The organism is Vibrio gallicus, from assembly GCF_024346875.1.
Taxonomy (GTDB): domain Bacteria; phylum Pseudomonadota; class Gammaproteobacteria; order Enterobacterales; family Vibrionaceae; genus Vibrio; species Vibrio gallicus.
This window is the reverse complement of sequence record NZ_AP024872.1, coordinates 218,119-231,086: the sequence shown is the minus strand read 5'-3', so window position 1 is coordinate 231,086 and position 12,968 is coordinate 218,119. Positions and strand designations below refer to the sequence as shown.

Below are 12,968 nucleotides of genomic sequence, written 5' to 3'. Positions count from 1 at the left end.
TTAATGACTACTTGGTCAATTTCGTCCATAACTTTTTAAATATTGAAGGCTTTTCGCGAACAATTTTATTATCAAATTTCGCTTCAATTGCCTTACGAGCGATATGTGAGCAGATAAGCATGCCACCTAAATCATTGTTCATGTTAAGCCTCGGATGTAATTTAATTTCTAATTCTGGCGTAATTCACACTGTAAACCCGACACAAACAAGATATAGATCACACTTTAATGTAACTTAATTACATTCAGCACTTGCTACACATGACCAATTCCGTATATTTTGAGCATAAAAAAGCCCGAGACTCATTGCTCGGGCTTGGTTATTGATTTTGAACTAGCTTCGTTTTGGCTGACGATAGGTTTTACCTGCCGCCTTATAAGTGTCGCTTTGTTTAACCTCAAAATGGAAATCAAAGAACCAAGCAACAAACTTTATAGTTGGCTCGTCCGTGTTCATTACATGCTCCACGAACTCTTCGAGATCATCACCATTTTGCTGAGTTGTTACATGGTATACGCGTTGCTCCCCATTCACCTCAGCCATAGCAAACTGACCTTTTAGACTCAGTGCCGCTTCTGCTACATCTTGGTCTTCATTGGCTTGAAGTAAAGCCAATGCTTCAGGTAGATCAACACAATCACTTGCTGTTTTTACTAGTGTTACAAATTCGTCTTGAGTCATTTTTATCTCACGTTTATAAGGCTTGTTTCTTATTCTTGGTTTGTTGAGTTTGCTTAGCAAGCATCACTTCTTTATCTTTCATCAATTTCATAAACTGATTACGACGGGCAACAAACTGCTTCATCTCATCTTTTGGCACAGAATCTGCCATTGGAATATTCGCTGTTACTGCATTTACAGGGCGATTTCTAACCAACAATTCAAAGTGTAGGTGAGGTCCAGTTACGCGACCAGTCGCTCCAGACAATGCAATAATATCGCCGCGCTTAACCTTCTGCCCTTTCTTCACCAAGATTTTACTGAGGTGCAAATAACGAGTTTTATAAATTGGGCCATGCTCTAGCACGATATATTTACCTGCATAAGGGTGATTACGAATCATAATCACTTTCCCGTCACCTGTAGCATGTACTTCAGAACCAAGCGGCGCACCAAAATCAGTACCATTGTGCGGAGCTAAGCGTCCAGTTACTGGGTGTAGACGGTGCGGGTTAAATGGTGAGGTTATTCTGTGATATTTACTTGGATAGCGATCAAATGCACGCTGTAGGCTATCACCATTTTCATCAAAGAACTGACCGTTATTGTGCAGATACGCACTAATTACGCGCCCTTGATTGTAGATGTTAATAGCTTCAACTTCGCGATTTCCGGTTTCCTGGCCATCAATGTATTGAACCTTGTGGACGATACTGAATTTATCTCCCGCTCGCAGTTCCTTAACAAAATTTAATTTGTCTTTTAGTAGGTTTGAAATCTCTTCAATTTCAGTACTGCTAAGGCCTAGTTTATGCGCTGAGGTTGAGAAACTGCCATATACCTTGCCCACCAAGGCTTTTGTTTCCCATGTACCCGGTAATGAAATATCTTTATATGCAAAGCTGTCATCTTGACCTCGTGTATATTGAACACGATCAGCCAAAGTAAACTCGAGTTCCATCTTAACCAATCGGCCTGACTCTTCATCTGCCCAAAACTTTAAGATATTACCTGGTTTCAGCTTATCTAAAGAGAGGTGGTTAAGATCCTCTTCCATAATTCTCATCAAATCTTGATAAGAGAATCCAAGACGCGAGAAAACCACACTCAAGTTGTCACCACGCTTAATGTGGTAGCTATACGTCGGCGCTTGTTCCCAGTTAGCTTTCGCTGAAGAAGTATCAATGGTTGGTGCAGGTGCAGAGTTTATATCGAGTTGCACAAACTTACGCTCTTCATGTGAATGCGAAAATAGAGCAACTATCAATAGCAGAACCGGAATAAGGAGTAGCTTTTTGTTGGACAAGAGTTGACTGCGATTGAATTTAAACACCACATTACCTATTCATTGAAATTTGGGCTGGAAGAATATAGGAATTTGAACAAAATTTCATCAGATTTTTTATGCACAAATTCCGGAAAGAGAGTTTACCAGTAATAGGTATACCCTATCAAAGAACAGCTGTATCAATTTGATTGTTCGGTCAACTTATTGTCAGTTATACGAAACTCTCTGCTTACAGTCTGTTGCGGATGCTCTGCCATCGCTTGATCTATACCATGCTCAGAATACACAATATGAAACTGATCTCCCTTAAAACTCAGAGAGTTAAGCTCAACCCTGTCGCCCAAAAACACCTCATTTTTGAACATCCAACGCTGCGGGTTAACTTGATAGAGAGTAAGGTAATAAAACACCCCACTCGCTCCGCTTGTCACTATAGATGGCACAACTACATAGCCGTTAGACCCTTTGTTGAAGCAAACATAGTTTGTATCTATGAACAGTTGTAGATTCGATTCCGTATAGCGTTCTGTTGATTGATATAACCGTTTGTCATGTTGACTTGGCTCAAGCAGCAGCTGTGATGCAATTTGAACATCCGCATTTTCACTCATATCAAGATGAAGAGTATTAGGTCGATTATAATCTGCAACATCACAGTTAAACTGAGTTGGTGTCAGTGGATGCGCAAAAGTAAGCGCTGGTAACATTAATCCCGCCAAAGCACCTGTGACTAACCATTTCATATCAAGCTTCTTAATCATTTGTAAAATCGACAATATTTAAACATATAGATAATGCTGTATAAACCCAATTTTAGATGTGCCTCAACTCAATTGCGAACACATCACACAGTGAAAAAAGAGCACATATCTACCTAGATAATAGATATGACATCTCGTTGTAATCATTTGTTCATTATTATCTGGTTTAATCAGGCGTCTTTAATTTCTTGTTATTACAAAGCAGAACAGCCTTAAAATGGAAGATGTAAAACTTAGTATTGATGTTATCAAAAATCTACAGTCTGTTGAGTATCACTGGGTACGCGCGATGCACGTAGAGGGATACAATGACAGTCAAATCGACCACTATATAATGCAATGCTTTGGCGGTGACACTGTATTTGCTCATCTATTTCGACGTGTGGCATTGCATCAAGAAAGTATTTATCTATTAATGCAGCACTTAGGCTATGCGCCTTCCAATCTTGAAAAGATATAGAGGGAGTAGGCTCTAGAGCCGCGGTTACATCTTCTCTCTTCCATAAAAAAACCGAGCACTGAAAAGTGCTCGGTTTTCCAATTTGATTGCGTAAGGTTACCCTTTCACGCCACCAGAAGTTAGACCACCAACCAACCAGCGCTGTGCTAACAAGAACACAATGGTAATTGGGAATGCAGATAACACTGCGGCGGCGGCAAAATCACCCCATAGATAGTTCTGAGGGTATAGATATTGCTGCATACCAACGGCAAGAGTGTAATTATTCACATCAGACAATAGCAAGGATGCAACAGGTACTTCACCGACAACACCAATGAAGGATAAGATAAATACCACCGCTAGAATCGGCACCGATAACGGCAATAGTACCAAACGGAATGCTTGCCAAGGTGTTGCGCCATCAAGAGCTGCTGCTTCTTCTAGTGAATTATCTATCGTCTCGAAATAGCCTTTGATAGTCCAAACATGAAGCGCAATCCCGCCTAAGTAAGAAAAGATAAGACCGCCATGGGTGTTCAATCCCAAGAATGGAATATACTGCCCTAACTTATCAAATAGCGCATAAATCGCCACCAACGCCAACACAGCGGGGAACATCTGGAAGATCATCATCGCTTTTAAGATAGTGCTCTTACCTTTAAAGCGCATACGAGCAAACGCGTAAGCCGAGGTTGTAGATAACGCCACAATCAAAATTGAGGAGATACCAGCGACTTTCACTGAGTTCCATAACCAGGTTAATACTGGGAATGGAGGTGGTGTAACGCTGCCATCTGCATGTGTTACCGTAAAGCCCAATGCTAATTTCCAGTGCTCCAAAGATGGGTTATCAGGGATCAAGCTACCGGTTGCGAAGTTACCTTCACGGAACGAGATCGCTACCACCATCAGCAGTGGAAATATAATAAGTGATAAGAAAATCCATAGAGCAATATGCGTTGCCCAAACACGGTATTTAAGGTCTTTACCTTGTACCATTGCCATAATTATTGCTCCTTAATCTTGAGACAGCTTAGTGAAACGTAGGTTTAATAGAGCCATACCGCCAACCAATAGGAAGATAAGGGTTGCGATAGCACTTGCTAGGCCGAAGTCTTGACCACCACCACCTTCGAATGCAATTCGATAGGTATAACTCACCAATAGGTCCGTATAACCTGCAGGCTCTGATGTACCAATCATATTTGGTCCACCATTGGTCAACAGCTGAATCATTACAAAGTTATTGAAGTTAAACGCAAAGCTTGCAATCAATAGTGGCGTCATTGGCTTAATCATCAATGGCACAGTGATGTGGAAAAAGTTCTTGAATGGACCCGCCCCATCAATAGCCGATGCCTCATACAAATCATCAGGAATAGCCTTTAATAGCCCCATACATAGGATCATCATATACGGGAAACCAAGCCAGGTATTCACAATCAAGACCATGGTTTTAGCTAAAATTGGGTCAGAGAACCAGCTCGGAGAAATGCCAAATATCTGAGTTAATACTAGGTTTATCTCACCAAAGCTTTGGTTAAATAGCCCTTTGAATATCAATATTGATATAAAGGCAGGCACGGCATATGGAAGAATCAGTAATACTCGATAAACAGAACGACCTTTCAGCTCTTCCCATTGCACAATACTGCCTAACACCAAGCCAATAACTAGGGTAAACACAACGGTGCATATTGAGAAAACTACAGTCCAGATGAATATAGAAACGAACGGCTCTTTAATACCATCATCTTTCCACACACGCTCGAAGTTATGCGTACCAATACCAACCACAAAACCTGGTGAGACTGGATTACCAATAAAGCTACCGTTGCTATCAACTGCTTGATAAAAACCGGTATCCATATTCGGCATGAATATTTGACCCGTCTCATTGTTCAGCATCGCCTGCTTATCATCTTGCAGGGTGAACAACGGCTCTACTGCTGCAAATTTACGAAGCCCACTCATTCGAATTGCTTCGCCATCAGGCATAATAAGGTCAAAACTGCTCAGCACTGGACGCGCTTGGATAATGCCCTTGATAGGCTCTTTTGTGCCTTCGACAGATTCTACAGGGCTAAGATTGAGATCTTGTCCTTTCGCTTCTTCCGATAGGCTAAATTTAGGTGTTGCTAATGTTTTCTCGCCATCTTTAACGGTAATAACATGACTGCCATCAGCAGCCTTTAACAAGGTAAACGAAAAGCTATCACCACTTTGGAAAGTACGACCTTCCAACACCGACTGTGTACGCTCGAGTGACAACTGATTTTTTGCGCTGTAGTTTGTGAAAGCGAGGTTTACTGTGTACGCCAACGGGAACAAGATGAATAGAATCATCCCAGCGACGCCTGGATAGATATAACGATGTGCGTAGGTTTTCTTGCTACCAAATATATACAGCGCCAATGCTGTAATTATTAGAGTGAGAAGTGCGAAAGCTACTTCACCACGCGAATACATTAGAATGGTTGCATAACCATTTACAATTCCGACTAAGCCAAGGGTTGCCCACTTTAATACCGCTTTGGTATTGCTGGCAACAGGAGGCGTCTCAACAGAACCAGAAGATTGTACCGTCTGCATAAAAAGACCTACTAGCGAATGAAAAATTTAAAACTAGGAGGGGTTACCCCCTCCTAAAAGGTTTTTTACCCAAGTAATATTAAGATACTTGTGGGTATATTAGTTGCGAAGCATTTGCTTCTTAGCATCAGATAGAGCGGCATCAACTGTTTGGCGATCATCTACGATATTGATAATTGCGTTCTTAGCTGAGTTCCAGTAGTTATTCATTTGTGGAATGTTCGGCATGATTTCACCGTGCTCAGCACTTTCCATTGTTGCAGCAATACGTGGATCAGAAGCTAGCTCTTTTTGGAAAGATTTAAGGGCAACTGCACCTAAAGGCTTATCGTTATTTACGTCACGTAGACCATCGTTAGTCAGCAGGTAGTTCTCGATGAACTCAACTGCAAGGTCTTTGTTTGGTGACGCAGAGCTGATACCAGCAGTTAGAACACCAACGAAAGGTTTAGATGCTTTACCATTAAAGGTAGGGATTGTCGTTACGCCGTAGTTCACTTTGTTGTCATAACCACCCCAAGCCCATGGGCCGTTGATGGTCATTGCTACATCACCTTTAGCAAAAGATGAATCTGCAATCGAGTAGTCCATATCAGCAGAGATCACTTTCTTCTCAACTAGGCTATGCAAGAAGTTCATTGCCGATGTAACGCCTTCGTTTGCAATACCTACATCTTTAATGTCATAGCCTTCGCCAGTGAATTTGAACGCATAACCGCCGTCAGCCGCCATAAGTGGCCATGTGAAATACGGTTCTTTTAGGTTCCACATGATCGCTTTCTTGCCATCTTTTTGCAGTTTTGCATCAAGGGCTGCCACTTCTTCCCAAGTCTTAGGTGGGTTAGGAACTAGGTCTTTGTTATAGATAAGTGCTAGTGCTTCAATCGCAACTGGATAACCAATAATTTTGCCATCGTAATTTACAGCATCCCATGCAAAATCAACAATGCCATCTTTAACTTCTTTAGACGGTTTGATCTCAGCAAGTAGGCCAGCTTCTGCGTAACCACCAAAGCGGTCGTGTGCCCAGAAAACGATGTCAGGGCCGTCACCAGTAGCCGCTACCTGAGGAAAGCGGTCAGATAGACCATCAGGGTGAGCAACGGTTACTTTAACTCCAGTGTCTTCTTCAAAGCGCTTACCAACTTCAGCAAGGCCGTTGTAACCTTTGTCACCGTTGATCCAGATAGTTAGTTGACCTTCTTCGATTGATGCGTGTGCTCCAAACGAACCTAAAGCGACTAAAGTACCTAATGCTACTGTGCTTAGGGCTTTTTTCATGGGTATCTTCCTTTTTATTATTAATGTAGGGCCACCGTCATTCATCGGAAAGCCAAATTTCATTATCTATCATCCCCCACTCCACAACGCTAATCATCCTCCTAACTACTACGCCCTCACCAAGCCTAAACAAAATCGCGATCAAGCTCACGCTCAATAAAAGACACAGATCACAGAACGCGTAATCTTGTGAGTCAGATCGACAGATAAGCACCAGTAAAAGTGATATTGGTCCTTTTTATCAACAGGTATGCCTTTAAGCCTACTCCCCTGCTACTCCCCCTACAAAAATAGGGTTCAGGATGATGTTGCAGTGGACAAAAATGCACAAACTAACAACATCCGAGATATGGATGGTAAGAACTTTTTTTCAACCTCGTTGTTGAATTAACATTTCCAAGATATTGGCTGACATTCTGTTGTTTGTGCGTGATGAATTCATGACGGGGGACACAACATAGAGTATTGGGGGAGGTCAATATCAATTGAAATGACCGGGGGTGCCACATCGAATCCGCTGTGTGCACCGCCTTTTTTCTTATTCGTCTATTTAGGACAATATATTGATACCAAAATGGCTCCAATATGGGCTATTTCGATATAAATATATTTTGAAAATCTCTGAAGATACAACTGCAGTGGCTTTCAATCACAACCAACTGTTTCCTATTTTTAGTGATCACACATACCAATATCTATACAGTGGTCACTAAAACGTAAAAATAAAAATTGAGGACCAACTCAAATGACAAGTGTCACGTTAAAAAACGTCTATAAATCCTACGGTGACGTCGAGATCTCAAAGAATGTAAACCTCGAAATTCATGAAGGCGAATTTGTTGTGTTCGTTGGCCCATCGGGTTGCGGTAAATCTACACTGTTACGCTGTATTGCAGGCTTAGAAGATATCACATCAGGTGACTTGTATATCGGCGATACGCGTATGAACGATGTAGAGCCATCCAAGCGTGGTGTGGGTATGGTATTCCAATCTTACGCCCTTTATCCTCATCTTAACTTATATGACAACATGTCATTTGGTATGAAACTGGCCAAAGCCGACAAGCAAGAGACTCAACGCCGCGTTGAACATGCCGCAGATATCCTACAACTGACCCACCTTCTAGAACGTCAGCCTAAGGCTCTATCTGGAGGTCAGCGTCAGCGTGTTGCTATCGGGCGTACTTTGGTATCACAACCGAATGTATTCCTGCTCGATGAACCTCTGTCAAACCTCGATGCCGCTTTGCGCGTACAGATGCGCAGTGAAATCACCAAGCTGCAACGTCAACTTGGCTGTACAATGATCTACGTAACCCACGATCAAGTGGAAGCGATGACAATGGCAGACAAGATTGTGGTTTTAGATGGTGGTTATGTTTCTCAAGTAGGCCGCCCTCTCGAGCTATATCACTATCCACAAAACCGCTTTGTGGCAGGTTTTATCGGTTCACCTAAGATGAATTTCATCAGTGTTCATGCCATTGAAGCCAGCTCTACCCATGTAAGAGTTGAGCTGGAAAACAAGGTCAGCTTTGATATCCCTGTTGACGGTACAACGGTTAATGTTGGAGACCGTATGTCCCTTGGCATTCGTCCGGAGCACCTTTTAATGTCCGACTCTTCAGAGGCAACTATCCAAGGTGAAGTAACGATTGTTGAAAAGCTAGGGCAAGAAACACAGGTATATCTGTCAGTAGAAAGTGCCGATACTGATATTAACTTCCGTCAACCTGATACGTTAGAAGTAGAGCCGGGCGATCACTATACTATCGGTATTGATCCAAAGCGCTGTCATCTATTCCATGATGATGGCCGTGCATGTCGCCGCCTACATCAAGAAGTTGGCGCAGAGATCCCGCAAGCATAAAAGCGACCGTGATTTAAGCCCTTTATATATTCTCAAACCCTTGCCATGCAAGGGTTTTTTATTTGTACATTTTATGGGTTCGCGATTGCAGTAACCCGAATATAATCTTTATAAGACCCCGCCATTGCCCCCTGCACGGAATCGATTATTATTGATAACCTCTGGCTATTTCCTTTAGTGCCCGGCCTTGAAAAATAGATCCGTTCCCCAAAGCTGACCCCCCTTCCGCCTAAACGTATTGAATAGGGAATAAGTTGATCGGGAGCACTTTGATGCATCAATCCACCATATTCAGATTCAATCTTCACCGAATACCCAGAGTTTGACCCCACTATCATATCAATACTTTTCTGAGCACCTGTTTTTAGTACTCCCATATCTAAAGAGTTGTTATTCAGTGTCGCGCCCTGAAAGGCCAGCGATAAATATGGGTAAATACGCACTGAGCTTTTAAGCCTTCTAGTATTGTTGCGCGAACCTTGTAGCTGTCCAACCAAAATGCCAGAGTACAAACCAGGTTGCAGGGCTTTATTTTCTACAAATTTCAATTCAAAGGTGTGAGTGCGACGGTTATGTTTAAATGGAATAAAGATTTTCCGATTCTCTCGTTCACTATACGTCTTACCTGATTCATCACTAATATAAGCAAATAACGACTGACCATCGTGTTCAAATCGAATCATTCCATTGCCATACGAGTCAATAGAAATCCCTTTAATATCACACCGCCTTAGCGCTTCGCTCAGTTCTACCTCAAACCTTAAACTGGGGATATTACTTACATCACTGTTTGGCACAGCTTTAGTTGTCATCCCCCAACTTCCAGAGCATGAAGCATAAGACATACTGCTCATTACCCCAATTATCACAAATAACATCAGCCGTTTTGTCATGGTGATACCTCGCGCAAGGTTAATGCTTGCAGATAAATTAAATTATCACTGGTTTGTTCAATAATTAAGTCGCCCGTTAATTCCGGCGTACCAATAATAGTCACTGTATAGCGGCCACTTTTCATGCGATCAATAGCAAATCGACCCGCTTTGTTAGTGAATATACTGCGCGTGATCCCCTCACCACTGACCACGCCATTACGCAATATAACCGCGTCACCATTGCTCAACTTCAATGTCCCAATTACGGTCTTTGATTCATCAGAGCCGACAGTCACAACGTGACCAGTATTTGAGCCGGGGACTATCTGATAGTAGCCAGAACCATAGTCATAACCTATATCTGCTTCCGGAATCGTCACGTTAAATGAACTGTATGAATGCCCGTATAGGGAAGTAGAATTATTTAAGCTAGAGGTTGCGCTAGCTTCTGGAGATTGGTCTTCGTACTCATTAATGTTTACTGGCACTTGTATAGAGTCGTGCACCTTGATTATCGCCGCAGGGCCTCGATAGCCTCGATTCCAAGAAACATCACTATCTACTACGGTCAAACCACTAGATAAACGCCCTGATACCGTATTGGCGGTAAATATATCTTGATTGTCGACAACCCGATTGACATCAACCTCAGCAGAGAAGCGATTTCCAATATAATCGGCTCTTGCTTCATAGAGTTGCGCCTCATCACCATACTCTCCTAGCAATTGATAACCATAACTACCAACCGAGTTCGAACTGTATTTACTAAACGCAGTACGCGCGACGTTACCACGACTAAAATACTGGGCTAGCGCTTCATATTCTCCACTATCTGAATACCAATCCCACTCAACAATGAAGTAATAAGTTGTCTCCTCAAACTCAAACGCTCCTTTGTTTTGCAGATAATCAGCCCCTATAGTGAGCTCGAAGTCCTGATACCCTACTTGTAGTTCCAGTTGTGCAAACAGTTCATTCTGCTCAGGGAATGTGAGCATGTCATATTCCACATAACTATTTAAACTCAAATACGACGTCATTCGATAGGTATAATCAAGCAATGCTCGACCACCAGTTTCAAGAGGAGCTGCGCTCCATGGCGTCGCCCTGTAATCGGTGAAGCCTTCTACACCGACTCTAAAATTAGGGGCATTGTAGCCAAGGTTTCCCCATACTGAACTTGCATAGTCGAGTGAGACAATCGCACCATAATAGGGAGAATCGACCTGCTGCTCTTGATAATGAAGTGCGCTCGCTCTTAATCCGATATTGGCAAACCCCGTCCCCAGTCCAAGGCTCATACCTGCAATCTGACCTAACGGATGATATATACCGTTTATGCCGACGGTAAAAGCATCTGTTAATCCGTAGTCAACATAAGACTGCACCACGTATTGCTGCTCATCGTAGATATACTCTCGGTCCGCCACATTAGATACCACACCAGCATATATACCGTAATCACTGTACCCTTGACGCAATAATCTGGTATTAAAGAACTGGCTATACGTTATTTCTTCACGCCGTCCTGATTGATAACGAATTTCCAAACGTATGTCGTTATTTCCCTGACGAAGGGGCAAGTCATCGATATCGTAGCGGCCAGGAGGAAGACGCAAATCACCATAAAAGGTGTCATTTACGTAGACTGAAACCGTGGCACTCTCAACCAGATAGACCTCTTGCGAACCACCAGATTGAATGTTTCGTGTCGGTTGCAAACGGTTCCACAAACGCTCCATTGCTACACCGCCTAAGGGCACAGAAGGCAGGTGCCCCGTTACAAACGGATTAATATCACCAACACTAAATCGCATTGGATAATCAGGCCTATCAACAAATGCTCTCACATCACCACGATAAACTTGAATATTGTCAGAATCATCCGCTAAATTTTCTGGGGCAACATACAAAGCACCATCAATATTCAATCCTTGATAACCCCCAAAATTACTGCTCGCTACCCATTCAAAACGCCAATCCGTTTGTTGAGTATCCTGCTCACTATCGACATACGACGCCGTTAAATTAAAGATGTTGTGCCACGCAAAAAATCCCGACTCACTATAAATCGGCTTTTCATAGGGAATATCAAAGCTGTATTCATTGCGCTTAGCTCGGTCTTTTTCCAGAGACAATGTCAAGCTAAGGTCAAGGTTATCGAACGTCAGTTCAATCCCCATATCTTGCAGTTCTTGTTGGCTCACAACCTTATTTCCAAAACGTAATAGCGACTCATTTACATCAGGAGCCAGATAGTTCTTTAATCTTTCATGCAATTCGGTGGCGCTAATCCCTATCAAACGCTCACCATCGGTCACAATGTTTATTTCAGATATCTGGGTTTGTCCTCGATAAAGAGGCACTGGAAAGGTCCACTGGTTGGCATATACCCAGCTAAAAAAGAAGATACATAGTAAGGTACTTAGCAACCTTATCATGATGACAAGACACTAATTTAGATTGATATCTACAAGCCTAGAGCCTTGCAACTCCTTAGGAAGTACATATTTTTTGGTCACTTTAGGTATGAGGTAGTTAGAGCTATTTTCCAGCTCCAACCCACTCCAAGTAGACTCTGTTTCTTCATCACCGACAGCAAAAGTAAGGCGTGCTTGCCCAATGTTAATCACGCAATTGCCTTTATTCACCAATACAATATTGGGGGAATCTACCTGTGCATTTAGGGTTCGGGTACACTTATCTTGTGTAGGTGAGACAAAAACTACAGTCGAGAAATTAAATAGGAATTTGACCTGAGACGCAGTCTCGTTGCCATCGTTGGTTTGCAGTTGCTCAAACATCACCCTGTAGGTTTGAGTGCTATCTACCTGCCCTTCACCCAAATAGCGAACCCTGAAACGACGGATCGTATTCGGCGCTACCATAGCTTGTGGCGGCAAAATCAAAAAGTCTTCATCCGCTGCGGTACTTATTTCTTGATTGGTTTCAGGGTCTATTGACACTTTATGCACAAGAACATCCAGCATAACTGGCTGACTGGTGTTATTCGTTACCTGATAACTCGATTGAGCCTTACGCCCCACATATTCCATCTCCAAATACATAGGAGTAACTTGATAAGCCCATGCCTGTATTGCCCACAATACTCCAACCGACAAAAAAACAATTAAACCCCTCATGTTTCCTCCTTAAAATCAACATGAGCGAGTAAATACCCGCTCATAAGAGATGATC

At 42.5% G+C, this 12,968-nt stretch carries 12 protein-coding genes; 2 read left to right on the top strand and 10 right to left on the bottom strand.

The features are described from left to right. Positions 1-7: 7 nt before the first annotated feature. The 4 genes from OCU28_RS12740 to OCU28_RS12725 form a co-directional block, all read right to left on the bottom strand. Entirely contained in the window at positions 8-142 is a 135-nt protein-coding gene (locus OCU28_RS12740; protein ID WP_261818062.1) for a hypothetical protein, read from the bottom strand. Positions 143-334: 192 nt separating this feature from the next. Beyond that, positions 335-682, bottom strand: coding sequence for a hypothetical protein (locus OCU28_RS12735; protein ID WP_261818061.1), 348 nt, complete (start codon positions 680-682; stop codon positions 335-337). A gap of 13 nt (positions 683-695) precedes the next feature. Next, on the bottom strand, positions 696-1,994 hold the full coding sequence (locus tag OCU28_RS12730; protein WP_261818060.1) for a peptidoglycan DD-metalloendopeptidase family protein: 1,299 nt from the start codon (positions 1,992-1,994) through the stop codon (positions 696-698). 134 nt (positions 1,995-2,128) lie between these two features. Then, positions 2,129-2,692, bottom strand: a complete 564-nt coding sequence (locus OCU28_RS12725) for a hypothetical protein (RefSeq protein WP_261818059.1) — start codon at positions 2,690-2,692, stop codon at positions 2,129-2,131. Positions 2,693-2,927: 235 nt separating this feature from the next. On the opposite strand from OCU28_RS12725, the gene OCU28_RS12720 reads away from it, so the two are divergent. Beyond that, positions 2,928-3,170 (top strand): hypothetical protein, encoded by a 243-nt coding sequence (locus tag OCU28_RS12720; RefSeq protein ID WP_261818058.1) that lies wholly within the window; start codon positions 2,928-2,930, stop codon positions 3,168-3,170. Between the two features lie 96 nt (positions 3,171-3,266). Here the strand turns inward: OCU28_RS12720 and malG are convergent, their stop codons facing one another. The 3 genes from malG to malE form a co-directional block, all read right to left on the bottom strand. Further along, positions 3,267-4,157 carry a maltose ABC transporter permease MalG gene (gene malG / locus OCU28_RS12715; RefSeq protein WP_261818057.1) on the bottom strand — a complete coding sequence of 297 codons (891 nt, stop codon included), beginning with the start codon at positions 4,155-4,157 and terminating at the stop codon, positions 3,267-3,269. Between the two features lie 12 nt (positions 4,158-4,169). After that, positions 4,170-5,744 carry a maltose ABC transporter permease MalF gene (gene malF, locus OCU28_RS12710; RefSeq protein ID WP_261818056.1) on the bottom strand — a complete coding sequence of 525 codons (1,575 nt, stop codon included), beginning with the start codon at positions 5,742-5,744 and terminating at the stop codon, positions 4,170-4,172. Between the two features lie 99 nt (positions 5,745-5,843). After that, positions 5,844-7,025, bottom strand: coding sequence for a maltose/maltodextrin ABC transporter substrate-binding protein MalE (gene malE, locus OCU28_RS12705; protein WP_261818055.1), 1,182 nt, complete (start codon positions 7,023-7,025; stop codon positions 5,844-5,846). A gap of 745 nt (positions 7,026-7,770) precedes the next feature. On the opposite strand from malE, the gene malK reads away from it, so the two are divergent. Further along, complete coding sequence (gene malK, locus OCU28_RS12700) at positions 7,771-8,895, top strand: maltose/maltodextrin ABC transporter ATP-binding protein MalK (RefSeq protein ID WP_261818054.1); 1,125 nt, start codon at positions 7,771-7,773, stop codon at positions 8,893-8,895. A 71-nt stretch (positions 8,896-8,966) separates the two neighbouring features. Here malK and OCU28_RS12695 read toward each other — a convergent pair whose 3' ends face one another. Genes OCU28_RS12695 through OCU28_RS12685 form a run of 3 tightly spaced genes read right to left on the bottom strand, consistent with a single transcriptional unit; the run spans position 8,967 to position 12,913 of the window. After that, positions 8,967-9,788 carry a hypothetical protein gene (locus OCU28_RS12695; RefSeq protein WP_261818053.1) on the bottom strand — a complete coding sequence of 274 codons (822 nt, stop codon included), beginning with the start codon at positions 9,786-9,788 and terminating at the stop codon, positions 8,967-8,969. Next, positions 9,785-12,211, bottom strand: coding sequence for a fimbria/pilus outer membrane usher protein (locus tag OCU28_RS12690; protein WP_261818052.1), 2,427 nt, complete (start codon positions 12,209-12,211; stop codon positions 9,785-9,787). Before OCU28_RS12690 ends, OCU28_RS12695 begins: the two co-directional genes overlap by 4 nt. A 12-nt stretch (positions 12,212-12,223) precedes the next feature. After that, positions 12,224-12,913 (bottom strand): fimbrial biogenesis chaperone, encoded by a 690-nt coding sequence (locus tag OCU28_RS12685; protein WP_261818051.1) that lies wholly within the window; start codon positions 12,911-12,913, stop codon positions 12,224-12,226. Positions 12,914-12,968 lie beyond the last annotated feature (55 nt).

What these genes read in the sequence shown, in the direction of transcription:
- OCU28_RS12740 (WP_261818062.1), bottom strand. Translation starts at nt 142, where the DNA reads ATGAACAATGATTTAGGTGGCATGCTTATCTGCTCACATATCGCTCGT.
- OCU28_RS12735 (WP_261818061.1), bottom strand. Translation starts at nt 682, where the DNA reads ATGACTCAAGACGAATTTGTAACACTAGTAAAAACAGCAAGTGATTGT.
- OCU28_RS12725 (WP_261818059.1), bottom strand. Translation starts at nt 2,692, where the DNA reads ATGAAATGGTTAGTCACAGGTGCTTTGGCGGGATTAATGTTACCAGCG.
- OCU28_RS12720 (WP_261818058.1), top strand. Translation starts at nt 2,928, where the DNA reads ATGGAAGATGTAAAACTTAGTATTGATGTTATCAAAAATCTACAGTCT.
- malG (WP_261818057.1), bottom strand. Translation starts at nt 4,157, where the DNA reads ATGGCAATGGTACAAGGTAAAGACCTTAAATACCGTGTTTGGGCAACG.
- malF (WP_261818056.1), bottom strand. Translation starts at nt 5,744, where the DNA reads ATGCAGACGGTACAATCTTCTGGTTCTGTTGAGACGCCTCCTGTTGCC.
- malE (WP_261818055.1), bottom strand. Translation starts at nt 7,025, where the DNA reads ATGAAAAAAGCCCTAAGCACAGTAGCATTAGGTACTTTAGTCGCTTTA.
- malK (WP_261818054.1), top strand. Translation starts at nt 7,771, where the DNA reads ATGACAAGTGTCACGTTAAAAAACGTCTATAAATCCTACGGTGACGTC.
- OCU28_RS12695 (WP_261818053.1), bottom strand. Translation starts at nt 9,788, where the DNA reads ATGACAAAACGGCTGATGTTATTTGTGATAATTGGGGTAATGAGCAGT.
- OCU28_RS12690 (WP_261818052.1), bottom strand. Translation starts at nt 12,211, where the DNA reads ATGATAAGGTTGCTAAGTACCTTACTATGTATCTTCTTTTTTAGCTGG.
- OCU28_RS12685 (WP_261818051.1), bottom strand. Translation starts at nt 12,913, where the DNA reads ATGAGGGGTTTAATTGTTTTTTTGTCGGTTGGAGTATTGTGGGCAATA.